The 22,190-nt window shown below is 71.7% G+C and carries 11 protein-coding genes and 3 pseudogenes; 6 read left to right on the forward strand and 8 right to left on the reverse strand.

Annotation, left to right across the window (positions count from 1 at the left end; genetic code table 11):
* Positions 1–60: 60 nt before the first annotated feature.
* The 4 genes and pseudogenes from KY5_RS43320 to KY5_RS37170 form a co-directional block, all read left to right on the forward strand.
* Positions 61–2,580: pseudogene (locus tag KY5_RS43320) on the forward strand (type I polyketide synthase); the annotation flags it as partial.
* Between the two features lie 162 nt (positions 2,581–2,742).
* Positions 2,743–8,802: pseudogene (locus KY5_RS43325) on the forward strand (type I polyketide synthase); the annotation flags it as partial.
* 102 nt (positions 8,803–8,904) lie between these two features.
* Positions 8,905–11,373, forward strand: a pseudogene (locus KY5_RS43330) (type I polyketide synthase); the annotation flags it as partial.
* Between the two features lie 118 nt (positions 11,374–11,491).
* Positions 11,492–12,250 (forward strand): thioesterase II family protein, encoded by a 759-nt coding sequence (locus tag KY5_RS37170; protein ID WP_098246321.1) that lies wholly within the window; start codon positions 11,492–11,494, stop codon positions 12,248–12,250.
* Positions 12,251–12,349: 99 nt separating this feature from the next.
* Here the strand turns inward: KY5_RS37170 and KY5_RS37175 are convergent, their stop codons facing one another.
* From KY5_RS37175 to KY5_RS41985, 3 genes are all read right to left on the reverse strand, one after another.
* Positions 12,350–12,919: a GNAT family N-acetyltransferase gene (locus tag KY5_RS37175; RefSeq protein ID WP_098247731.1), complete on the reverse strand. Its 570-nt coding sequence runs from the start codon at positions 12,917–12,919 to the stop codon at positions 12,350–12,352.
* Positions 12,920–13,172: 253 nt separating this feature from the next.
* On the reverse strand, positions 13,173–13,898 hold the full coding sequence (locus tag KY5_RS37180) for an MIP/aquaporin family protein (protein ID WP_234363047.1): 726 nt from the start codon (positions 13,896–13,898) through the stop codon (positions 13,173–13,175).
* Between the two features lie 203 nt (positions 13,899–14,101).
* Positions 14,102–14,767, reverse strand: a complete 666-nt coding sequence (locus KY5_RS41985; RefSeq protein WP_159072693.1) for a hypothetical protein — start codon at positions 14,765–14,767, stop codon at positions 14,102–14,104.
* Between the two features lie 110 nt (positions 14,768–14,877).
* On the opposite strand from KY5_RS41985, the gene KY5_RS37190 reads away from it, so the two are divergent.
* Positions 14,878–15,549, forward strand: a complete 672-nt coding sequence (locus KY5_RS37190; protein WP_098246323.1) for a TetR/AcrR family transcriptional regulator — start codon at positions 14,878–14,880, stop codon at positions 15,547–15,549.
* 99 nt (positions 15,550–15,648) lie between these two features.
* On the opposite strand, the gene KY5_RS37195 is transcribed toward KY5_RS37190, so the two are convergent.
* From KY5_RS37195 to KY5_RS42840, 5 genes are all read right to left on the reverse strand, one after another.
* The gene (locus tag KY5_RS37195) at positions 15,649–16,275 is read right to left on the reverse strand and encodes a CoA transferase subunit B (protein WP_098246324.1); all 627 of its coding nucleotides are present in this window, start codon (positions 16,273–16,275) and stop codon (positions 15,649–15,651) included.
* Entirely contained in the window at positions 16,275–17,045 is a 771-nt protein-coding gene (locus tag KY5_RS37200; protein WP_098246325.1) for a CoA transferase subunit A, read from the reverse strand. The genes KY5_RS37195 and KY5_RS37200 overlap by 1 nt, the downstream gene beginning before the upstream one ends.
* Positions 17,046–17,169: 124 nt before the next feature.
* A complete protein-coding gene (locus tag KY5_RS37205) occupies positions 17,170–18,786 on the reverse strand; it encodes a bifunctional 3-(3-hydroxy-phenyl)propionate/3-hydroxycinnamic acid hydroxylase (RefSeq protein WP_098246326.1) in 1,617 nt (538 codons plus the stop codon).
* Positions 18,783–19,694 (reverse strand): fumarylacetoacetate hydrolase family protein, encoded by a 912-nt coding sequence (locus KY5_RS37210; protein WP_234363048.1) that lies wholly within the window; start codon positions 19,692–19,694, stop codon positions 18,783–18,785. The genes KY5_RS37205 and KY5_RS37210 overlap by 4 nt, the downstream gene beginning before the upstream one ends.
* Positions 19,691–20,689, reverse strand: coding sequence for a VOC family protein (locus tag KY5_RS42840; protein WP_234363049.1), 999 nt, complete (start codon positions 20,687–20,689; stop codon positions 19,691–19,693). The genes KY5_RS37210 and KY5_RS42840 overlap by 4 nt, the downstream gene beginning before the upstream one ends.
* Before the next feature lie 734 nt (positions 20,690–21,423).
* On the opposite strand from KY5_RS42840, the gene KY5_RS37220 reads away from it, so the two are divergent.
* A complete protein-coding gene (locus KY5_RS37220; RefSeq protein WP_098246329.1) occupies positions 21,424–22,098 on the forward strand; it encodes a TetR/AcrR family transcriptional regulator in 675 nt (224 codons plus the stop codon).
* Positions 22,099–22,190: the final 92 nt, after the last annotated feature.

Genomic DNA, 22,190 nt, shown 5'->3' on the forward strand with positions numbered 1-22,190 from the left:
CGGCCACACCACTTGCACGACGTTCTCTGGAGTAGAGAAGGCATGGAAAACGAAGACAAGCTGCGGTACTTCCTCAAGCGGGTCACCGCTGACCTGCGCGAGACCCGCCAGCGGTTGCGCGAGGTCGAGGAAGGCGAGCAGGAGCCGGTCGCGATCATCGGCATGAGCTGCCGCTACCCCGGTGGCGTCAGCTCCCCCGAAGAGCTGTGGGACCTGGTCGCGGGCGGCCGCGACGGCGTCACGCCGTACCCCACCGACCGTGGCTGGGGCGACGTCGCCCTGTCCGACCCCGAGGACCCCGACCGGGTCTTCCGCACCGAGGGCGGCTTCCTGCACGACGCCGCCGAGTTCGATCCGGGGCTGTTCGGGATCTCGCCGCGCGAGGCCCTCGCCATGGACCCGCAGCAGCGCCTCCTCCTGGAGACCTCCTGGGAGGCGTTCGAGCGGGCCGGGATCGACGCGGCGTCCCTGCGCGGCAGCAGGACGGGCGTCTTCGCGGGCGTCATGTACCACGACTACACGTCACGGCTGCGGTCCGTGCCCGAGGGCGTCGAGGGCTTCCTCGGCACCGGCGGCTTCAGCAGCGTCGCCTCAGGCCGCGTGTCGTACACGTTCGCCCTGGAGGGCCCCGCCGTCACCGTCGACACGGCGTGCTCGTCGTCCCTGGTCACGCTGCACCTGGCGGCCCAGGCGCTGCGCTCTGGCGAGTGCGGACTCGCCCTCGCGGGCGGTGTCACCGTGATGGCGACCCCGGACACGTTCATCGGCTTCAGCAAGCAGCGCGGGCTCGCCGCGGACGGCCGGTGCAAGTCCTTCGCCGACAGCGCCGACGGCACGGGCTGGGGCGAGGGCGCAGGCATGCTGCTCCTGGAGCGGCTCTCCGACGCCCGCCGCAACGGCCACCAGGTCCTCGCGGTCCTGCGCGGCTCGGCCGTCAACCAGGACGGCGCGTCCAACGGCCTGACCGCGCCCAACGGCCCCTCGCAGCAGCGCGTGATCCGGCAGGCCCTGGAGAGCGCGGGGCTGACCACGGGCGACATCGACCTGGTCGAGGCGCACGGCACGGGCACCACCCTCGGCGACCCCATCGAGGCGCAGGCCCTGCTCGCCACGTACGGCAAGGACCGCACCGGCGAGCCGCTGTGGCTGGGTTCGGTGAAGTCCAACATCGGCCACACCCAGGCCGCGGCGGGCGCCGCGGGCGTCATCAAGATGGTCATGGCGATGCGGCACGGCGTGCTGCCGCCGACCCTGCACGTCGACGAGCGCTCCCGGCACGTCGACTGGGCCGCGGGCGCCGTGGAACTCCTCGACGAGGCGCGGCCCTGGCCGGAGACGGGACGGCCGCGCAGAACGGCGGTGTCGTCGTTCGGCATCAGCGGCACCAACGCCCACGTCGTCCTCGAACAGGCCCCGGCGGAGGAGACCGACGCCGACGAGACCGAGGTCATCGACGGCGAGCCCGTCGCCCCCGTCCTCGCGGACGCGGTGCCGTGGGTCCTGTCGGGCAACGACCCCGCCGCGCTGCGCGAGCGCGCCGCCGCCCTCCTGTCCCACGTGGACGGGCAGGGCGGCAGGACCGCGGCGCGCGACGCGTCGGCCGCGGACATCGGCTACTCGCTCGCCCTGACCAGGACCGCGCTGGAACACCGGGCCGCCGTCGTCGGCGCGGACCGCGCGGAACTGCTCAGCGGCCTCAAGGCCCTGGCCACCGGCGGCGAGGCACCGAACCTGGTGCGCGGCACGGTGGGCAGCAGAGGCAAACTCGCCTTCCTGTTCAGCGGACAGGGCAGCCAGCGCGTCGGCATGGGGCGCGAACTGTACGAGGAGTTCCCGGAGTTCGCACGGGCCCTCGACGAGATCTGCGGTCACCTCGACCCGCACCTGGACCGGCCGCTGCGGGACGTGCTCTTCGCCGAGCCCGGCACCGAGACCGCCGCCCTGCTCGACCTCACCACCTACACGCAGCCCGCGCTGTTCGCGATCGAGGTGGCGCTCTTCCGCCTCGTCACGGCCTGGGGCCTCACCCCGCAGTTCCTCGCGGGCCACTCCATCGGCGAACTGGCCGCCGCCCACGCCTCGGGCGTCTTCACCCTCGCCGACGCCTGCGCCCTCGTCGCCGCCCGAGGCAGGCTCATGGGGGCGCTGCCCGAGGGCGGCACGATGCTGTCGCTGCGCGCGGACGAGGAAACAGTGCGCCGCCTGATCGCCGAGCACGGCGGCACGGTGGACGTCGCGGCGGTCAACGGCCCCGAGTCCACGGTGGTCGCGGGCGACGCCGACGCGGTCGCCGCCCTCGACGCCGCATGGCGGGAACAGGGCGGCAAGACCCGCTACCTGAAGGTCAGCCACGCCTTCCACTCCCCGCACGTGGACGCCGTCCTCGCGGACTTCCGCGCCGTCGCGCGCACCCTCACGTACGGCACGCCCTCGATCCCCGTCGTGTCGACCCTGACCGGCGCCGTGCTCACCCGCGAGCAGGCGCGCGACCCCGAGCACTGGGTGCGCCACGTCCGCGAGGCCGTGCGGTTCCTGGACGGCGTGCGGTGCCTGCGCGACCTGGGCGTCACGAACTTCCTGGAGCTCGGCCCCGACGCCGTGCTCACCGCGGCGGGCCGCGACTGCGTCGACGACGCCGCGTTCCTGGTGGCCGCGGCGCGCGCGAACCGCCCCGAGGGCACCGCGCTCACCTCGGCCGTCGCCGCCCTGCACACGCGGGGCGTCACCCTCGACTGGCGCTCGGTGTTCGCGGGCCGCGGCGCCCGGCGCGTCGACCTGCCCACGTACCCGTTCCAGCGCAGCAGGTACTGGCTGGACACGGGCGCGTACGCCACGGACGTCAGCTCGGCCGGGCTGCGCTCCGCCGACCACCCGCTGCTCGGCGCCGCGGTCACCCTCGCCGACGAGGAAGGCGCCCTGCTCACCGGGCGGCTCGCGCTCGCCACCCACCCGTGGCTGGCCGACCACACCGTCGGCGGCGTGGTCCTCGTGCCCGGCGCCGCCTTCCTCGAACTCGCCGTCAGGGCGGGCGACCAGGTCGGACTCGACCACGTCGAGGAGCTGACCCTCGCCGCGCCCCTGGTCCTCCCTGAGGACGGCGCGGTACGGCTCCAGGTCTCCGTCGGCGCCCCCGACGCGTCGGGCCGCCGGACGCTGAACTGCTACGCCCGCGCCGACGACGCGCCCGACGACGAGCCGTGGACGCGGCACGCCTTCGGCACGCTCGCGACGGCTGGCACGGACACCCCGGCCGCTACGGGAGAGACCTGGCCGCCCGCGGGCGCCGAGCCGGTCGACATCGAGGGCCGCTACGACGACCTCGCCGCGGGCGGACTGGGCTACGGGCCCGCCTTCCGCGGCCTGCGCGCGGCCTGGCGGCGCGGCGACGAGGTGTTCGTCGAGGTGGCACTGCCCGAGCAGGACACCACGGCGGGCGCGGCCTCCTTCGCGCTGCACCCCGCGCTCCTCGACTCCGCGCTGCACGCCATCGGGCTCGGCGGCTTCGTCGCCGACACGGAACGGCTGCACCTGCCGTACTCCTGGCGCGGGGTGAGTCTGCACAGCGGCGGCGCGACCGTGCTGCGCGGACGGCTCTCCCCGGCGGGCACCTCGGGCGTCGCGCTCGCCCTGAGCGACGGCACGGGCGCACCCGTCGCCACCGTCGAGACCCTGTCCCTGCGGCCCCTGGCGACGGAGGCGCTGAGCGGCGACCGGCTCGACTCGCTGTTCCGCGTCGACTGGGCGCGGGTGCGGCCCGCCCCCGCCACCCCGGCCGACTGGGCGGTCCTCGGAGACGGCCTCGACGTCGGCGAACAGGCCCGCTCCTACGCGGACTTGACCGCGCTGGCGGCCGAGGACCGGATCCCGGACCTCGTGCTCGCCCCCGTCCCCGCCGCCACCGACCCCGCGCAGGCGACGCACTGGGCGCTCGCCCTGGTGCAGAGCTGGCTCGCCGACGAGCGGTTCGGCTCGGCGCGTCTGGTGTTCGTCACCGCGGGCGCGGTGGCCGTGGGACCCGACGAGGACGTCACCGACCTGACCGGCGCGCCCGTGTGGGGCCTGGTCCGGGCCGCGCAGGGCGAACACCCCGGCCGGTTCGTCCTCGTCGACGCCGACGAGCCGACGGCCGCGCTCCCCGTGCTCCCCGCCGCCGTCGAGACCGGCGAGCCCCAACTGGCGCTGCGTGCCGGTGAATTGCGCGCTCCCAGGCTGGTGCGGGCCCGCCCCGAGCAGCAGGAAGGCGCGGGCTTCGGCGACGGCGCCGTCCTGGTGACAGGGGCGAGCGGCACGCTCGGCGGCCTGGTCGCGCGCCACCTCGTCGTACGGCACGGGGTGCGGAACCTGGTCCTGGCCAGCAGGCGCGGCCAAGTCGGAGCGCTGCACCAGGAGTTGACCGATCTCGGTGCGCAGGTCACCGCGGTCGCCTGTGACGTCGGCGACCGCGACGCGGTGGCGGAACTCCTCGCCGCCCACCCGGTCACGGCCGTCGTGCACGCGGCGGGCGTCCTGGACGACGGCGTCATCGAGTCGCTGACCCCCGAGCGGATCGACACCGTGTTCCGCCCGAAGGTCGACGCGGCCCGCAACCTGCACGAGCTGACCCGCGACCTGGACCTGTCCGCGTTCGTGGTGTTCTCCTCGGCCGCGGGCACCTTCGGCAACCCCGGGCAGGGCAACTACGCGGCCGCCAACGCCTACCTCGACGCGCTCGCCCAGCACCGCCGCGCCCAGGGCCTGCCCGCGACCTCGCTGGCCTGGGGCCTGTGGGCGGACGACAGCGGCATGACGGGCGACCTCGCCGACGCCGACCGGGGCCGCCTCACCCGGGCCGGTGTCGCCGCGCTCTCGGCCGACGAGGGCCTGCGTCTTTTCGACGCCGCCCTCGCGCTGCCCTGCGCCGTGGCCGTGCCCATGCGGCTCGACCTGGCGCCGCTGCGGGCGCGCCCCGAGGCCGTACCCCCGCTGCTGCGCGCCCTCGTGCGCACGGCACGCCCCGAAGCCGCCAAGGCCGACGGCGGCCTCGCGGCACGGATCGCGGCACTGCCCGAGGACGAGCGCCTGCCCGCCCTGCTCGACGTCGTCCGCACCGCCGTCGCCGCGGTCCTCGGCCACGCCTCCGCCGCCGAGGTGGAACCGGAGCGGGCCTTCGGCGAGCTCGGCTTCGACTCGCTCACCGCGGTCGAACTGCGCAACAGGCTCGACGCGGCCACCGGGCTTCGCCTCCCCGCGACGCTGGTCTTCGACTACCCGACCCCGCTGGTCCTCGCCGACCACCTGCACACCACGCTGCTCGGCGGCGCGGAGACGGGCGCGGTCACCCTCCGCACGGCGGCCGACGCCGACGAGCCGATCGCCATCGTCGGCATGAGCTGCCGCTACCCCGGCGGCGTCAGTTCGCCGGAAGACCTGTGGCGCCTGGTGGCTGAAGGCCGCGACGCGGTGTCCGACTTCCCGGACAACCGGGGCTGGAACGTGGAAGGGCTCTACAACCCCGACCCCGAGAAGCTCGGCACCAGCAGCGTCCGGCAGGGCGGCTTCCTCTACGACGCCGCCGAGTTCGACCCGGTCTTCTTCGGCATGTCGCCGCGCGAGGCCCTCGCGGTCGACCCGCAGCAGCGCCTCCTCCTCGAAACGTCGTGGGAGGCCGTCGAGCGGGCGGGCATCGACCCGAAGTCCCTGCGCGGCAGCGCGACCGGCGTGTTCGCGGGCGTGATGTACAACGACTACGCCTCCCGGCTCAGCCGCTCCCCGGAGGGCTTCGAGGGGCAGCTCGGCCTCGGCAGCTCGGGCAGCGTCGCCTCCGGCCGGGTCTCGTACGTGTTCGGCCTCGAAGGCCCCGCGATGACCGTGGACACCGCGTGCTCCTCGTCGCTCGTGGCGATGCACCTCGCCGCGCAGGCGCTGCGCACGGGCGAGTGCACGCTCGCGCTCGCGGGCGGCGTGACCGTGATGTCGAGCCCGGCGACGTTCGTGGAGTTCAGCCGCCAGCGCGGCCTGGCCCCCGACGGCCGCTGCAAGGCGTTCTCCGCCGATGCCGACGGCACCGGCTGGGGCGAGGGCGTCGGCATGCTCGTCCTGGAGCGCCTCTCGGACGCGCGCCGCAACGGCCACCGGGTCCTCGCGGTCATGCGGGGCTCGGCGGTCAACCAGGACGGAGCGTCCAACGGCCTCACCGCGCCGAACGGCCCCTCGCAGCAGCGGGTCATCCGCCAGGCGTTGGCGAGCGCGGGCCTCGGCACGTCCGACGTGGACGTGGTCGAGGCGCACGGCACCGGCACGACGCTCGGTGACCCGATCGAGGCGCAGGCCCTGCTCGCCACGTACGGCCAGGACCGCACCGGCGAGCCCCTGTGGCTCGGTTCGCTGAAGTCGAACGTCGGCCACACCCAGGCCGCGGCCGGTGTCGGCGGCGTGATCAAGATGGTGATGGCGATGCGGCACGGCGTGCTGCCTTCGACCCTGCACGTCTCCGAGCGCTCCCCGCACGTGGACTGGACGGCGGGTGCCGTGGACGTCCTCACGGAGTCCCGCCCGTGGCCGGAGACAGGCCGCCCGTCGCGCGCGGGTGTGTCCTCGTTCGGCGTGAGCGGCACCAACGCACACGTGGTTCTCGAGCAGGCACCCGAGGACGCTGCGGTCGACGAGCCGTCGGTGGCCGGTCCGGTGCCGCTGGTGTTGTCCGCCCGTACGGCGGACGCGCTGCGTGCGCACGCGTCTCAACTCGCTTCGGTTGTTGGCGAGTTGGGGTCTGCGCGTGTGGGGGATGCGTTGTTGTCGCGGTCGGTGTTTGATCACCGGGCTGTGGTGGTGGCGGGCGGTGCGGAGGCGTTGGCGGCCGTTGCTCAGGGTGCCGAGTCGGCGCGTGTGGCGGTGGGTGTGGCGCGTGCTGCGGGTAAGACGGCGTTCGTGTTCCCTGGTCAGGGTTCGCAGTGGCTGGAGATGGGCGTGGCGTTGGCGGAGTCTTCGCCGGTGTTCCGTGCCTCCATGGACGCGTGTGCGGAGGCGCTCGCGCCTTATGTGGACTGGTCGTTGTGGGACGTGCTGTCCGACGCGGATGCGTTGGAGCGCGTGGACGTCGTGCAGCCCGTGTTGTTCGCGGTGATGGTGTCGCTGGCCGCGTTGTGGCGTTCGTACGGCGTGGAGCCCGATGCCGTGGTGGGTCACTCTCAGGGTGAGATCGCTGCCGCGCATGTGGCGGGCGCGCTCGCGCTGGAGGATGCGGCGCAGATTGTGGCGTTGCGCAGTCAGGCGATTCTGGCGCTGTCGGGCCAGGGCGGCATGGTGTCCCTGGCGATGACGGTCGAGGCGGCGCGTGAGCGGATCGCCCGCTGGGACGGCCGGATCTCCGTCGCAGCGGTCAACGGTCCCGGTTCGGTGGTCGTGGCCGGTGACGCGGATGCTCTGGACGAGCTGATGGACTCCTGCGCCGCCGATGAGGTACGGGCCCGTCGGGTTCCTGTCGACTACGCCTCCCACTCCCCGCACGTCGAACTCATCGAGGAGACGCTGGCCGGTGTGCTGGCCGGAGTCGAGCCCCGTGCCGCTGAAGTGCCGATGCTCTCCACCGTGACGGGGGAGTGGCTGACCGGGACCGAGGTCGGTGCCGAGTACTGGTACCAGAACCTGCGGCACACCGTGCGCTTCGAGGACGCCACACGTGGTCTTCTGGCGGACGGCGTCGGCACGTTCATCGAGTGCAGCCCCCACCCGGTGCTGGTGTTCGGTGTGCGCGAGACGCTGGAGGCGCACGGCGGCGACGCGGCCGTGGTGGGCACGCTGCGCAGGGAAGACGGCGGCCTCGACCGGTTCCTGCTGTCGGCGGCCGAGGCGTACGTCGAGGGCCTGCCCTTCGACTGGCGCGCCCTGGTGCCCGCCGGACGACATGCCGACCTGCCGACGTACCCCTTCCAGCACAAGCGCTACTGGCTGGACGCTCCCCGCGACCTGAGCTTCGACGAAGCCGCAGGGGGTCTTGGCCTGGCGGCCGCCGGGCACCCGCTGCTCGGCGCCGCCATGGAACTCGCCGACGGGCAGGGCCTGTTGTGCACCGGAAGGCTCGGCACCGACACCCACCCGTGGCTCGCGGAGCACGCCGTCGGGCAGACGGTCCTGCTGCCCGGCACGGCCTTCGCCGAGATCGCGCTCGCCGCGGGCGACCGGATCGGCCTCGACGAGGTGGAGGAGCTGACGCTCGCCGCGCCGCTCCTGCTGCCCGAACACGGCGGCGTACGCCTGCGGGTGACGGTCGGCGGCGACGAAGGATCCGGCCGTCGGACGCTGACCATCGACTCGACGCCGGACGGCCAGGACGCCGACGACGACTGGACCCGGCACGCCACCGGCTTCCTGACCACCGGAGCGTCCGCAGCCCCTGCCGCGCTCACCCAGTGGCCGCCCGCCGGAACCGAACCCATCGACGTCGACGGCTTCTACGACGGCCTGGAGGAGGCCGGGTTCGTCTACGGACCCGCCTTCCAGGGCCTGCGCGCGGCGTGGCGCGGCGACGACGCCGTCTACGCAGAGCTCGCACTCGGCGAGGACCAGCACCGGGACGCCGCGTCGTTCGGCCTCCACCCGGCGCTCCTGGACGCCGCGCTGCACGCCTGCATGCTCGGCGGACTCGTCGAGGACGCGGGCCGACCCAGGCTGCCGTTCTCCTGGAGCGGCATCCGGTGGCACGCGACCGGTGCCACCACGGCGCGGGTCCGGGTCACGCAGGCCGGACCTGACGCCGTCGCCCTCGAACTGGCCGACGCGCAGGGGCAACCCCTGGCGACGGTCGCATCCCTCGTCCTGCGGCCGATCGCCGCGGACCAGTGGGGTGCACGCCACCGCGACGCGTTGTTCCGGCTGGAGTGGGTGGCCGCACCGACCCGTGCGGCCGCCCCTGCTCCCGCCCGCGGTTGGGCGGTCGTCGGACCCGACGACCTGAAGGCGGGCGCGGGCCTCGCCGCGTCCGGCGTCAGCGTCGCCGAGTACGACGGCCTCACGGCCCTCGCCGCGGCCGGAGTGCCCGACGTGGTCCTCGTGCCGTGCGCCGATGACGGCACGGAGCCGGTCTCGGCCGCCCGCGCCACCGTGCTGCGCGCGCTTTCGCTGGCCCAGGAGTGGCTGGCCGACGACCGGTTCCTCGGCTCCCGCCTCGTCTTCGTGACGCGAGGGGCCGTCGCGACAGGACCTGACGACGACGTGTCCGACCTGGCCGCCGCAGCGGTGTGGGGCCTGATCAGGTCCGCCCAGTCCGAGAACCCCGACAGGATCGCCCTGGTCGACGTGGACGGGCACGACGCGTCCTGGGCGGCGCTGCCCGCCGTCCTCGACGGTGCCGGTGCCGAGCCCCAGTCGGCGGTGCGCGCCGGTGATCCGCTGGTGCCGCGCCTGGCACGGCCCGCGCCGTCCGCACCTCAGTCCCCGATCGCGTTCGCGCCCGGCGGCACGGTCCTCGTGACCGGCGCGACCGGCATGATCGGCGGCCTCGTCACCCGGCACCTCGTGACCGAGCACGGCGTACGGCATCTCGTCCTCGCCAGCCGCAGCGGTGCCACAGCGCCCGGAGCCGACGCGCTCCGCGCCGAACTCGCCGACCTCGGCGCCGACGTCACGCTCGCCGCCTGCGACGTGACCGACCGCGCCGCGCTCGCCGCGCTGCTCGACGCGGTGCCCGAGGACCACCCGCTGACCGGGGTGGTGCACTCCGCGGGCGTCCTCGACGACGGCGTGCTCGGCTCGCTGACGCCCGAGCGGATCGACACCGTGTTCCGGCCGAAGGTCGACGCGGCCTGGAACCTGCACGAGCTGACCCGCGACGCGGACCTGTCCGCGTTCGTCGTCTTCTCCTCCGCCTCGGGCATCCTCGGCGGCCCTGGCCAGGCCAACTACGCGGCGGCCAACGCGTTCCTCGACGCGCTCGCCCACCGGCGCAGGGCGGCGGGGCTCCCCGCGACGTCACTCGCGTGGGGCCTGTGGGAGTCGGCGAGCGCGATGACGGGCGACATGGCGGAGTCCGACGTGGCCCGCCTGTCCCGCTCCGGCGTCGCGGGCCTCACCCAGGAGCAGGGCCTCGCCCTGTTCGACCTCGGGTGCGCGGCGGGCGAGGCGGTCGTGGTGCCGATGCGCCTCGGCCTGAGCGCGCTGCGCGGCGGGTCCGACGAGGTGCCCCCGCTGCTGCGGGGCCTCGTGCGCGCCCGCGCCACCAGGGCCGCGGCCGACACCGGCGCGGAGCCGCTGGCGCGACGCCTCGCCGGTCTGACCGAGGCGGAGCAGGAGCGTGAACTCCTCGGCCTCGTCAGGGACAGGACGGCGGCCGTGCTCGGCTACGAACCGGACGAGCTCGACGTGTCCGGCGCCCTGACCCAGCTCGGCCTCGACTCCCTGACCGCGCTGCAACTGCGCAACCAGCTTGCGGGCGCGACAGGACTGCGGCTGCCGAGCACCGTCGTGTTCGACCAGCCGACGGGGCCGGCGCTCGCCGCTTACCTGCGGCGCGAGTTGGCCGCGGACGTTACGGGAACCGCGCCCGCCGAGCCCGCGACCCTGGCCGTCGAGGACACGCTCAACGGCCTGTACCGGCAGGCGATCGACCTCGGCCGCTACGAGGAGGGCTGGCAGCTGGTGATGGCGGCCTCGCTCGTGCGGCCGGTGTTCGAGACGCGGGAGGAGGCGCCCACGCTGCCCGCGGTCACGCTGGCGAAGGGACCGGGCGTCCCGCTCCTGTGCTTCCCGCCGCCGATGGCGCCGTCCGGGCCGCACTACTTCAGCCGGTTCGCCCCCACGTTCGCGGGCGAGCGGGACGTGACCGTCCTGCCCCACCCCGGCTTCGCGCCGGGGGAGCCGCTGCCCGCGAGCCGCGAGGCGATCGTCAGCTTCCACGCCGAGGCCGTCCGACGCGAGGCGGGCGAGCGGCCGTACGTGCTGCTCGGCTACTCCTCGGGCGGCTGGATGGCGAACGAGGTCGCGGCCCGGCTCGAACAGCAGGGCGCGGGCCCCGCGGCGGTGGTGCTCGTCGACACCTACACCGCGACCAACTCCTTCGAGGAGCGGCTCGAGGCGGCCCTGCGCGAGCGCGGGTCCACCAGCGAGGCGTCCGAGCTGCTGACCGGCGCGCAACTCACGGGCCAGGGCGGCTACGTACGCGTCTTCGAGGACTGGGAGCCGGGGCCGATCGAGGCGCCGACGCTCTACGTGCACGCCACCTTCCCGCCGGGGGAGTCGGAGGCACGGGAGACCGAGGACGACTGGCAGCCGGAGTGGCCCTTCCCGCACGAGGACGCCGACGTCCCCGGCGACCACTTCTCGATCATGGAGGACCACTCCGAGTCGACCGCGCTCGCCGTGCGGGACTGGCTGGGCGTGCGCGGGGGCAACCACTCCTGACCCTCTGAATCACGAAAACGAACGACCGCACGCGGCAAGAACGACCGCACGCGGCGAGACCAACCGCACGCGGCAAGAACGACCGCAGAACGAACGACCGCAGAACGGACGATGTGACATGACAGTTGCCGACAGCAGCGACCTCTGGCTCCGCCGCTACCACCCCGCACCGGACGCCCCGGCCCGTCTCGTGTGCTTCCCGCACGCCGGCGGATCCGCGAGCTTCTACTTCCCCGTATCGGCCGCGCTCCAGAACGACAGCGACGTCTCGATCCTTCAGTACCCCGGCCGCCAGGACCGCAGGAACGAGCCGCTCGTGGACGACATCGGTCAACTGGCCGACCGGATCGCCCCCTTGATGGCACCGCTCTTCGACCGCCCCGTCGTGTTCTTCGGGCACAGCATGGGCGCGATCGTCGCGTACGAGGTCGCCCGGCGGCTCGGCGCCGACGGCCACACGCCCGCGAGCCTCTTCGTCTCCGGCAGGCGCGCCCCCTCGACGCACCGCGCGGAGACGGTCCACCAGCGGGACGACGACGGGCTCATGGCCGACGTGAAGGCGCTGAGCGGCACCGACACCCAGGTCCTCGGCGACGAGGAGATCCTGCGGATGGTGCTGCCCGCCATCCGCAGCGACTACCGGGCCATCGAGACGTACGGCACCGAGAACGGCACGGTCGACAGCGCGATCACCGCGCTGATCGGCGACAAGGACCCGAAGTCGACGGTCGAGGAAGCCAATGCGTGGCGGGCCCACACGACGGGCGAATTCCGTCTCCAGGTGTTCGACGGGGGCCACTTCTTCATCAGCTCCCGTGCCCCGGAGGTGATCGAGGTGCTGCGCGAGGGGTTGCGCGGCTCCGTCGCGGTCGGCTGAACGCCGTAGAGAACCGCAGAAAACGGTAGAGAACCGCGGAGCGTTGAAGCGGGGGCCGGACGACACCGTCGTCCGGCCCCCGCCGCACGTTCGGCGGCGTCAGCCGCCCACGCGGACTCCCTGCCACTCCTCCTGAGTCATCGAGAACTCGGTGGTGCGCAGATCGGTCCCCGGCGGGAAGTCCTCGGCGTCCGCCAGGAATTCACGGGCGTGCCGCAGTCCGAGAGCGGTCAGCGTCGCCTGCGAGGCGGTGTTGGCCGCGGCCGACATGGCGAAGATACGGGTCAGCCCGAGGTCGTCGAACCCGTGCCGGAGCAGCTCGCGGGAGCCCTCGCTGCCGAGCCCCTGCCGCCAGAAGCGCCGCAGTATCTTGCAGCCGAGTTCACCCTCACCCGGCACCGGCTCCTGGTCGCCGCTCCCCGGCGGACGCAGCAGCCAGTATCCGGCGAAGTCGTCCTCGACGAACCCGGCCCAGTACCCGAGGCCCGGGGCACGGTCCGCGTCCGCGAGGTTCCCGCGGAGCGCCTCCTCCACCTGCTCGCGGCGGCGGGCACCCCCGAGGTGACGCATCACCTCGGCGTCGGCGTCGAGCTCTAGCTGATGTCGCAGATGCGCGGGGGACAGCGGGGTCAGCCGGAGCCGCTCGGTGCGCAGGGTTGCTTGGTACATGGCGCAGAGCATCTCAAAGGACAAGTTGAGTGATCAAGGAAAATCTGCCCCATCTCGCGGTGCGGCCGCGACGCCCGCGCGGGGCGCGGGACACCACCACGTACGCAGGGCGTGCCCGGGGACTCATACTGACTTTTTGCTGACTTTCCTGACGGGGTGCCATCTGCGACCGGGGGCCCAGTTGCCCATTGATGCAAGGCTGTTCGCGCGGGTCTATGGCATTGCGCACAACGCTCATGCGCAATGCCATAGATCAGGAGCAGTTCGCGGCCGATTCGAGCGCGTGCCAGATGCCGCCGCCGATGAATGCGCCGATCACCGGGGCGAGCAGGTAGATCCACAGATGGGTGGTGCTACCGGACAGCAGCGCCGGGCCGAACTGCCGTGCGGGGTTGGCGGATCCGCCGCTGAGGGGGCCCAGTGACGCGATGATGAGGGCGGTGGCCAGGCCCACGGCGTACGGCAGCCGCGGCAGGGAGGACGGGCGGCGCAGGAAGGCGCCGAGCATGAGTGTCACGACCGCGATGGCTCCGGCCTCCGCGGCGAGCACCGCGGCGGCGTTCCAGGTCGGCGCGGGCGCCACGGCCGCGTACGCGATGGGAGCGTGGCGGGCGGTGGCCCCCCAGAGGAGTCCGCCGAGCGCTGTGCCGGCCAGCGATCCGGCCGCCTGGGCGGCGATGTAGGGGAGGACGGCCCGCCTGGGAAAGGCTCCGAGAAGCCACAGGGCCACGGTGATGGCGGGGTTCAGGTGCCCGCCGGAGTACCGCCCGGAAGGTGACAGGATGAGCGCGGTCAGCAGCACGCCGACGAGCGCGCCGAGGGCAACCGGGGCGAGGTCCGGGTTCCCGATCGCCGTGGGCGAGTCGGGCGCGAGCAGCCATCGCATCGCGGTGACGACGAGGAAGAGCAGCGCCGCGGTGAGGCCGAACTCGTGTGCGGCGCGGCGCAGGGTGTGTCGGGGCGGGCCGAGCGCGGGCACTGGGCCGGTGAGGGCGGGCCGAACCGGGGGAGAGGCCGAGGAGGGCTTCGGGAGAGACGGCGTGGAGGAGAGCGGGTCTGGATTCGGGGGCGGTTTTCTGGTCCGCATGAGGGGCGACCTTGATGATGTGTGGTGCGTGCCAGCAGGACTGCGGGGTGGGGAACCCGGCAGCGCGAGGGTTCCCCACCGCCGTTCAGCCGTCGTCACCGAGCCGCGTGCGCGGCCTCCAGCCAGTTGAGGAACTCGCAGGCGAAGTGCCACTGGTGGCCGGTGAAGACGTGCTCGGGAGCGCTCGTGGGGAACTGGATCGTCAGGCGGATGCGCAGGCCGCGGGGGCCGTCGCCGAACTCGTGCATGACGCGACAGATCTCGGTGCCGTCCGTGAGCCGTCCGGTGCCGCCGATCCGCACGGGGTAGGTCTCGTGGCCCTCGTCCTCGATCGCGACACCATCGTGGAAGGTGAGGAAGAAGCGCAGCGGCCCGGAGCCGATGGTCTCGATGATCTCGACCACGCCGTCGGCGGAGTTGGCGAGGTAGTGCTCCGGGTTGGCCGCGAGCAGCGCCGTGCGGTCGGCGCTCGCGAGCCGGCCCTGCCACCAGGTCAGGAACTCCTCGGCGGTGATCCCGCCGATCTCCATCTCGGTCACGGCGGACCGCCACGCGCCGCCCGAGGCGTCCGGCAGCGGGGCCATGATCTCGTCCGCCGCCCGGAGGTCCTCGGCGAGCAGTTCCCGCATCGCCTCGTCGCCGATCCGGTCCTTGAGCAGGGCGAGCGCGGCGCGGGCGCGGTCCAGTTCCCATCGGCGGATGTCGTCCTGTGTGTACTCAGTGCCGTCGATCACGGTCCGGACAGTCAGCTCGCCGTTCATGACGTGCTCCCTTCGAGTGGAACCCTTAAGCGGAGAATATCTCTCCGCATCTAAGACGGTAGCATAACGGAGAGGAACTCTCCGGTTGAGTGGGCGATGGAAGGCGGTACATGGTGCGGGCAGACGCGGCACGCAGCAGGCGACGGATTCTCGACGCGGCCCGTGATGTCTTCCTGGAGCGCGGCCTCGACGCGCCCCTGGACCTGATCGTGCGCCGGGCCGGAGTCGGGCCCGGCACGCTCTACCGGCGCTACCCCGACCGAGAGACGCTCGTCCGGGACCTGACCGGCGATCTGCTCGCCCGCCTGGAGAGCGCGGCCGAAGCGGCCGCCGCGGTGGACGACGACGCCTTCGCGGCCGTACGCCGCTTCGTCCACGCGGCGGCGGACCTGCGGATGGGCGCGGTCATTCTCGTCCTGCTCGAAGGTCTCGTCGTCGACGAGGAGCTCGTACGCATCCGTACCAGCACCGCGAGCACCGTCGAAACCCTGATCGAAGCCGCGCACCGGTCCGGCCGGCTCCGCCGCGATGTGGGCATGGGCGACCTCGTACTGCTCTCGATCCGCCTCTCCCGCCCCCTGCCCGACGGCCTGGACCGCCTCGACCCCGACGGCGACCTCCTCCACCGCCACCTCGACCTGGCCCTCGACGGCCTCGACACGGCAGCGCCGACCGGATCCGCGGCAGCCCTGGCGCCGGGCACGCCCCTGAGCTTTGCCGACCTTGTCGCCGCCGCTGACCGCCCGGCCACCACCGCCGGAGGCCCGCGGGCGGGTAGTTGATGTCGTCGGCTGCCATGGACCGGACCGCTGTGAAGGTGGTGATGGGCGTCGCCTCGGCGCGTGTCCTGCCGGTGTCGACGACGAGGGTGGGGTGCGCTGTCAGTGGATCTTCGCGCGCGTTCTGCCGACGATCTCGTCGGTGGTGACGCCGGGCGCCGTCTCGACCAGGACCAGGCCGTCTTCGGTGACGTCCAGGACGCCGAGGTCGGTGATGATCCGGTCGACGCAGGCCTTGCCGGTGAGGGGCAGGTCGCACTCCTCGACGATTTTCGGGCTGCCGTCCTTGGCGGTGTGGGACATGGTGACGATGACCCGTCGGGCGCCGTGCACCAGGTCCATGGCACCGCCGATGCCGGTCACCATCGTGCCGGGGATGGCCCAGTTGGCGAGGTCGCCTTTCTGGGAGACCTGCATGGCGCCGAGCACGGCGGCGTCGATGTGTCCGCCGCGGATCATGCCGAAAGACAGGGCGGAGTCGAAGAAGGAGGCGCCGGGCAGCACGGTGACCGTCTCCTTGCCCGCGTTGATCAGATCGGGGTCCACCTCGTCCTCGTAGGGGAATCGGCCGGTGCCGAGGATGCCGTTCTCCGACTCCAGCACGACGTGGACGCCGTCGGGCAGGTGGTTGGGGATCAGCGTCGGCAGGCCGATTCCGAGGTTGACGTACTCGCCGTCGCGCAGCTCGGTGGCCGCGCGTGCGGCCATCTCGTCGCGTGTCCAGGCCATCAGGCCCGCACCTCCCGGGACATAGCGGTGACCTTCTCGATCTTCTTGTCGGTGGCTTGCTCGGGGGTGAGCGCCACCACGCGCTGCACGAAGATGCCTGGGAGGTGGACCTGGTCGGGGTCGATCTCGCCGGGTTCGGCCAGCTCCTCGACCTCGGCGATCGTGATCCGGCCTGCCATGGCCGCCAAGGGGTTGAAGTTGCGGGAGGACTTGTTGAAGACCAGGTTGCCGTGCCGGTCGCCCTTGGCCGCCCGTAGCAGGGCGAAGTCGGTGGTGATGGCGCGCTCCAGGACGTACTCCATGTCCCCGAACTCGCGGATCTCCTTGGCCGGGGAGGCCACGGCCACGCCGCCGCCGCCGTCGTAGCGCCAGGGCAGTCCGCCGTCAGCGACCTGGGTGCCGACGCCGGCGGGGGTGTAGAAGGCGGGGATGCCGCAGCCGCCGGCGCGCAGCCGCTCGGCCAGCGTGCCTTGCGGGATCAGTTCGAGCTCTATCTCCCCGCCGAGGTACTGGCGGGCGAACTCCTTGTTGCCACCGATGTAGCTGCCGGTGACACGGACGATCCGGCCCGCGGCGAGCAGGACAGCAAGGCCCGACTCCATCGCCCCGCAGTTGTTGGAGACCACGTCCAGGCCCGTGACGCCCTCGTCGTAGAGGGCCTTGATGAGGACCGCTGGTACTCCGCTGAGTCCGAAACCGCCGACCGCGAGGGACGCCCCGTCCGGGATGTCCGCCACGGCCTGCGCGGCCGACGTGACCACTTTGTCCATCTGTCCGCCCACTTCCTTCCATGGTGCCCGGCGCCTTCGCCGAGGTTGTCGTCCGCATGCGCAAGCGGCTGGATGTCTCCGTCGGAGCGGTGTCCCGGCCCCGTCCCCTGGAACTGTCAGGCCGTCAGCACAGACTGGGTGCGGCGTTCAGAGGGTTCCGCAGGCGGCTGATCATCGCGGTGAGGAGGTCGGCGACCTCTGCGGAGGTGGTCGCCTGCCCGTAGGTGTAGAAGTCCGGGCGTACGAGGATCGCCTGAGCGTTCGAGGAGGCGAACCACGCCTTGTACGTGCCGTCGAAGTCGACGTAGGAGCCCGGGAACTCCACAGGGGCTTTGGAGATGTAGACCACGTTGATCGTGAGGAAGCCGGAGACCGCATTGCAGATCCGGCGAGCATCCTCGGCGAGGGAGCGGTCGGCGCAGAACAGCGTCCACCCCGATCCCGCCACGTCGTCGAACCGCTTGACCGTGTCCTCGTGGACGATGAGGCCCTGTACTCCGAGCCGGCCGCGGGTGCTGGAGTCGGCGTCGGCCTTGTCGAGGAAGCCCGCCGTCAGGGCCGGAAGCGGGGGTACGGGCGGCAGTCCGTGCCGACGGATCTCGGCGTCCCGCGCGGCCGCCTTCTCCGGGTCGGTTTCGCACAGGATGGCGCCCAGCGCGATCGCGATCCGAGTGATCTCGGATACGTGGGCTCGTCGCTCCTGTGTATACGTCTCCAGAATGTCGTCCGAGGTGGCGCCCTTCAGGACCAGGTCCAGTTTCCAGGCGAGGTTCGCGGCATCGCGGATTCCCGAGCACATCCCCTGGCCCAGGAACGGCGGCATGAGGTGCGCGGCGTCGCCGGCCAGGATGGCCCGGCCGCTGGTGAAGTCGTGGGCGACCAGAGAGTTGAAGGTGTAGAGGGTTCGACGGATCAGCGTCGCGTTCTCGGGGGTGACGCCCCAGCGTTCGAGCTTGCTCCAGCAGCTGGTCTCACTGACGAGTTCGGCGGGGTCTTCTCCCGGCATCAGCATGAACTCCCACCGGGCGTGCTCGCGGGCCAGCCAGCGGAAAAGGGTCACGGGACGCTGGGGGTCGCACATCTGACCGGAGCTGGGCATCGCGATCTCCCGGTCCGGTTCGTGGAGTCTGACGTCCACGATGGAGAGCGTCTCGGAGAATCCGAAGTCGTCCCAGGTGATGCCAGCCGCCTTCCGGACGAACGAGTTGGCTCCGTCGGCACCGATGACGTAGCGGGCACGGACCGTCGTGGTGGCGCCGTTGGGCTCCCACCGCTGTCCGTCCTGCGTTCCACCGCGGAAGGTCACCTCCACCCGGTCCTCGTGCTGTTCGAGGCCGACCGCTTCCCAGCCGCGGTGGACGCAGATGTTCTCGTGGGCTTCGGCCGCCTGTGACAGCAGGGCCTCGAGTTCGGGCTGGTAGAAGATGTAGTCGGATCTCCAGGACGACTTGGTGGGCTTGCCCCAGTCGATCTGGAAAAGGAGGTCTCCGTTGCCGTCGACCCAGTCGTACTCGGTGGCCGGGACGGCCCGCGCCTCGAACCGGTCGGCGACGCCGAGAGACTGAAGGATGCGGACGATCTCGTCGTCGACGTGCCCGGCCCTGGGAAGGGGGTACGGCAGTTCCCAGCGCTCGTACACCCCGACCTTCCACCCCTTCTGCCCGAGCAGGGCCGCCAGCGTCTGGCCCACCGGGCCGTATCCGACGATGCAGACGTCCAGGTCGGTCGATGCCTCGTTCATTCCGTGCTCCCCGGCTGGCTCGCGGTCCTCGCTCCGGCCGTACCGACCTGCCGGGCGCTCACCTCGTGGCGCATGGTTCCGACCCCGTCGACGGTGGTTTCGAGGACGTCTCCGTCGTTAAGGAAGCGCGGGGGCGTGCGGCCGATGCCGACCCCCGAGGGGGTGCCGGTGAAGATCAGGTCTCCGGGCCGCAGGACGACGATGTCGGAGAGGTAGGAGACCACCTTCGGGATGCTGAAGATGAGGTCCTTGGTGGATCCGCTCTGGACGGTCTCACCGTTGATGGTGCAGCTGATGCTGATGTCATCCGGATCACCGAACTCGTCCGGTGTGGCGATGTACGGCCCGGCCGGTCCGTAGCCGGGGCGGGACTTGCCGAGGGTGGGCTGGCTGTTCACCCCCAGCCGGTTCTGCACCGATCGGTCGGAGACGTCCTGGCCGGCCGTAACACCCGCGACATGGCTCCACGCCTCGGACTCGGGGACTCGGTGGGCGGTCTTGCCGATCACGACGACAACCTCTGCCTCCCAGTCGATGGTGTCGTTGGCGATCGTGACCGGTCCGAATGGGGCCGCGAGGGAGGACGTGAATTTCGCGAACACGAACGGGTGGTCGGGAATGGCGAGGCCGGATTCGACCGCGTGGCTCACGTAGTTGAGGCCAATGCACAGGATCTGCCCGGGTGCCGGTGAGGGGCACAGGAGGTCGTTCTCGCTCCAGGTGACGGTCGCCCCGGGGGAAGGCGAGCCGGTACCGAGCCCGTTCGCCCGCTCGGTGACCTCCTCCCACCGGGAGAGAGCGATGCGCGGATCGGCGAGGCTCTCGTCCCCGGTGGCACGGGCCAGGTCGATGCCGGTGGCGCTCCCTGTGACGAGGGTGGAGCGGCCGTTGACGTTTGCGAATCTCACGTGTTGTCCCAGGGATTTCCGAGTCCGGCCACGTCGATGGCGGAGGCTTGTTGGTCGGTGGTTGGGATGGCCGGCAGGACTTCGAGGAATGCCTCCGGCAGGGGGTTGCTGAGGTAGAAGTCGGCGGATCCCTGGGTTGGAGCCCACTTGACCGGCTTGTGGTCCGGAGCGATGCGCTGGAGGCCGGGGGAGACGATCTCCAGACGCATTCCTCCGGGTTCGCGCACGTAGACCGAGAAGGACTCCCCGTGCCCATGGCGTCCAGGGCCCCATTCGATCGGGGTTCCGGCTTCGCGGAAGATCTCGGCGGCCCGGATGACGTCGGCGCGCTCGTCGACCTGCAGGGCGAAGTGGTGAAACCGGCCTCGGTGGCCGGAGTCGTCGCGCAGGAAGGCCAGTTGGAACGCCGAACCGGTGGACAGGGTCGCGAAGATGGCCAGGCCCTTCTCGGGCACCTCCGTCCATTCGGTGAGGAAGACGCCGAGGTTCCTCTCATACCACTGCGCGTCCCCGAGCACGTCTGCGGAGGGGAAGTTCACATGGTCGAGATGGCGGGCGGCGACTCCGCGGGCGGGGGTGCGCTGCGGGCGGGTGGGCAGCGGCGAGGCAAGGTGCTCAGGTGCCTGGTAGTGCTCGGCCTCCCAGAAGATCTTCTGCTTCTGGCCATTGGGCCCGACGAAGAGATACGCCTTTCCCTGCCAGGGTGCCGACTCCTGCCAGCCGAGACCCCCGTTGTCCGCGCCGAGCCGACGTGCCGCGAGGTCGAGGGCTTCGGCGTTCTTGGCCCGCCAGCCGATGTGGCCGAGACCCGTCGTCGGGTTCTGCGTGAGGATCAGGTCGTAGGGGAGGTAATTGCCCCACGTCCTGAGGAAGACCGAATCGCCGTGTTCGAGGACGACCTCCATGCCGACGAGGTCATGGAAGAACGCAACGCTCTCCTGGAGCCTGGGTGTGAGGATTTCGACGTGCGCGAGGTGCGCGATGAGATGGTCCATCTCCGTCCCTTCTGACGGGTCGTGGGTGTGCTTCATCGAGCCACCGCATGCCGATGGCTTTCCTGGGGATTGGGGTCGGAGGGGAATCCGCCTGAGGTCCCGTCCGGCGATCACTTGGCCGGGAGCCCTCCTGCGTGCGACACCTCGCTGTCACGGTGACATCGGGGTGCCGCACACTCGTGAGCTGGAGGAGCGCAGGCGAGAGTGCGTGCTAAGCCACCCTGTCCACGTCGCTCACTTCATGAGGGAATGGCGTGCACCGTGACGCGAGCCCGCCGGGCGAGCGCGCACCAGCCCTTGAGATTTCTGTTTGTGCAGGTTTCGTCCAGTGAGACGGCGCACCGATGTCAGGCAGGTTTTCGTCCCGGATCCGGAACGTCGCAGTCCTGGCCGCTGCCGCGGCCGGCTTGTCCGTGCCCCACGCCGCAAGGTCGTGCGACTTCTCCATCGGATGCCTCCTGACCTTGATGCGAACGACCTCGTGCGGCCTCACGCCGTTCGGCGCAGCTCTGGCGACGCGAGCCGCAGATGCGGATCGGTGTTCGCCGCGGCCCTGCGGAAGCATTTTTAGCACGCTGTCCGATAATGAGGAAGGGGTGTCGGTCTGCGTCTTGGGTGGCCTGTGCCGCCGCCCGGCGGGATTGACCACCCCGAGAGCTGCTGGACCTGCGCAGGCGACGGCTGGGCATGGATGATCCGCGCGCGAGCGCTTCAGGACCGCCGGGGTGTAGTGGGTGGTGACAGGTGCCCCGCTGGCGCCGCCCGCCGTGTCGCCGCTGCGGGAGGATAGAGTTAATGAGGCACTGCTCTATAATCTGGAGGGAACCTTGACTCAGACCGCCAGCAGGGGACGGCCGGCTCACATCGACCGCTTCCATGTGCGAGACGCTGCACTGGCCCTTCTCAAGGAACGCGGGTTCGAAGAGGTCAGTACAGCGCAGATTGCAGCCGCTGTAGGCATCAGTCGGTCCAGCCTGGCCCGCTTCTACCCCACGAAACAACAGATCGTCTGGGAGGGACTCGACGACCTTTCGTCCCGGCTCTCCGCGCAACTCGAACAATCCCCGGAGCAGGGTTCGGTCTCGGCAAGGCTCAAAGCATCCATTGAGGCAGCGCTGACCCTTCCGGAGAGCGAGCTGAGCATTCTCCGAACACGGCTTCAGCTCGTACGGGACAACCCTGGCCTGCAGGTGAAGCGAGCCCATGGGCGAGACCCCCTCGCTCAAGTCGTCAGCGCCTTCATCGGCTCCAACTCGAGAACGGCCTACACCGAAGGCGAGCGGTCCTGCCTGGCTGCGCTTGTCGCCGCAGCCATCGACACGGCACTCATCGAATGGAGCGGCTCGGACAAGACACAGCCGGTGAGTCACGTCGACGACTGCTTGGGGTTCATCATCCCGATTCTCTGACCCAGCGTTCCGCCGAGGCGAAGGACCTCGGACGGCCGCCCGCCTCGGCTGTGTTGAGCCAGGATGCGGCCCGATCCGGTCAGCCGCAGCGA

The sequence above is a fragment of the Streptomyces formicae genome (assembly GCF_002556545.1).
Lineage (GTDB): Bacteria > Actinomycetota > Actinomycetes > Streptomycetales > Streptomycetaceae > Streptomyces > Streptomyces formicae_A.

Bases quoted from the DNA above. Each gene is read 5' to 3' on its own strand.
- KY5_RS37200 (WP_098246325.1), bottom strand. From the start codon at position 17,045: ATGGACAAAGTGGTCACGTCGGCCGCGCAGGCCGTGGCGGACATCCCG.
- KY5_RS37205 (WP_098246326.1), bottom strand. From the start codon at position 18,786: ATGAACGAGGCATCGACCGACCTGGACGTCTGCATCGTCGGATACGGC.
- KY5_RS37170 (WP_098246321.1), top strand. From the start codon at position 11,492: ATGACAGTTGCCGACAGCAGCGACCTCTGGCTCCGCCGCTACCACCCC.
- KY5_RS41985 (WP_159072693.1), bottom strand. From the start codon at position 14,767: ATGAACGGCGAGCTGACTGTCCGGACCGTGATCGACGGCACTGAGTAC.
- KY5_RS37195 (WP_098246324.1), bottom strand. From the start codon at position 16,275: ATGGCCTGGACACGCGACGAGATGGCCGCACGCGCGGCCACCGAGCTG.
- KY5_RS37190 (WP_098246323.1), top strand. From the start codon at position 14,878: ATGGTGCGGGCAGACGCGGCACGCAGCAGGCGACGGATTCTCGACGCG.
- KY5_RS42840 (WP_234363049.1), bottom strand. From the start codon at position 20,689: ATGGACCATCTCATCGCGCACCTCGCGCACGTCGAAATCCTCACACCC.
- KY5_RS37175 (WP_098247731.1), bottom strand. From the start codon at position 12,919: ATGTACCAAGCAACCCTGCGCACCGAGCGGCTCCGGCTGACCCCGCTG.